The organism is Falsiroseomonas oryziterrae, from assembly GCF_021864505.1.
In the GTDB taxonomy this organism is placed as follows: domain Bacteria; phylum Pseudomonadota; class Alphaproteobacteria; order Acetobacterales; family Acetobacteraceae; genus Falsiroseomonas; species Falsiroseomonas oryziterrae.
In genome coordinates this window covers 1-1,310 of sequence record NZ_JAKJIB010000577.1, presented here as the reverse complement: position 1 = coordinate 1,310, position 1,310 = coordinate 1, and the positions used below count along the sequence as shown (strand labels likewise).

2 protein-coding genes and 1 pseudogene are annotated in these 1,310 nt (G+C 74.4%); all 3 read left to right on the top strand.

Annotated elements, in window-relative coordinates:
- Positions 1–197 (top strand): annotated as a pseudogene (locus tag L2I40_RS23310) (hypothetical protein); the annotation flags it as partial.
- On the top strand, positions 194–949 hold the full coding sequence (locus L2I40_RS23305) for a PP2C family protein-serine/threonine phosphatase (protein WP_237217736.1): 756 nt from the start codon (positions 194–196) through the stop codon (positions 947–949). The pseudogene L2I40_RS23310 and the gene L2I40_RS23305, both read left to right, overlap by 4 nt.
- Positions 950–1,035: 86 nt before the next feature.
- Positions 1,036–1,310, top strand: a 275-nt coding sequence (locus tag L2I40_RS23300; RefSeq protein WP_456305766.1) for a hypothetical protein, incomplete at its 3' end; no start/stop codon positions are given.

Below are 1,310 nucleotides of genomic sequence, written 5' to 3'. Positions count from 1 at the left end.
CTGCTGCGCCGGAGCGGATCGAGGAATTGCTGGCCGCCGCGCCGCCCGGCTTCGCCACGGGCGGCACCGGCGCGCTCTGGTGGACCGACGGCGCGCCGCGCGTCGCCGCCCGGCGCTTCTCGCTCGGCGCGTTGCCGCGGCCTGCGGCCTTTGCCGCCATGCTCGACGATGCCGCCGGGGGGAGCCTGTCGCCATGAGCGAAGCCGCGGGGACCGACGTGATCGTCGAGCGCTTCCGCTCCGCCGCCAAGACGGACCCGGGCGCCAAGCGCACGCACAACGAGGACGCCTTCGTCCATCGCCCCGACGCCGGGCTCTGGGCCGTCGCCGACGGCGCGGGCGGGCACGAGGCGGGCGAGGTCGCCTCCGGCATGATCCGCGACGCGCTCGCCGCCATTCCGGACGAGTTGCCGGCGGGACGGATGCTCGGCGAGGTGCGCCAGCGCATCGCCCTGGTGCACGAGGCGCTGCTGGAAGCGGGCGCCGAGCGCAACGGCATGATCGCCTCGACCGTCGTCGTGCTGATCCTGCGGCACGGCCATTTCGCCTGCCTCTGGGCGGGCGATTCCCGCATGTACCGGCTGCGCGGCGAGACGCTGGAGCAGGTCACGCGCGATCACAGCCTGGTGCAGGAACTGGTGGATGCCGGCCTGGTGCGGCCGGAGGACGCGGAGAGCCACCCGCGCGCCAACGTCATCACCCGCGCCGTCGGCGCAGGGGAGGGCGGGCCGCTCGACCTCGACAAGACGACCGACCGCGTGCTGCCGGGGGACCGCTTCCTGCTGTGCAGTGACGGCCTGTCAAAGTGCCTGCCGCCGGCCGAGATCGCGACCCTGCTCGCGGTGCCGGATGCCGCGCTGGCGCCGGACCTGCTGGTCGCCGCCGCGCTCGCGCGCAAGGCCTCCGACAATGTCACCTGTGTCGTCGTGGAGGCCGCGCAGGTGGATTGAGACCCGCGGTGCAGATCCGGGCTGACACCCGGCCGCGCCGCGCGATAGCGTGCCGGAACCGTCACGAAGTCCACAGGGACGTCGCCATGTCGAAACCTGCCCGGCGCATCGTCGCCATCCTGACCTCCGCCGTCATGCTCGCCGGCTGTGTCACCACGCGGGAAGGGCGCATCGGTGCCGACGACGGCACGGATCCCTGCCGCGCGCAGCTTGTCGCGCTCGACAGCACCGGCGACTTCTTCGGCGAGGACATCCTGCGTGGCGCAGCGATGGGCGCGGTCGGCGGCGCGCTGCTCGGCGCGGCGGTCGCCGCGGCGACGGGGCGCCGTGGCAACGAGGTGCTGGCCGGGGCGGCGATCGG

What these genes read in the sequence shown, in the direction of transcription:
- L2I40_RS23305 (WP_237217736.1), top strand. Translation starts at nt 194, where the DNA reads ATGAGCGAAGCCGCGGGGACCGACGTGATCGTCGAGCGCTTCCGCTCC.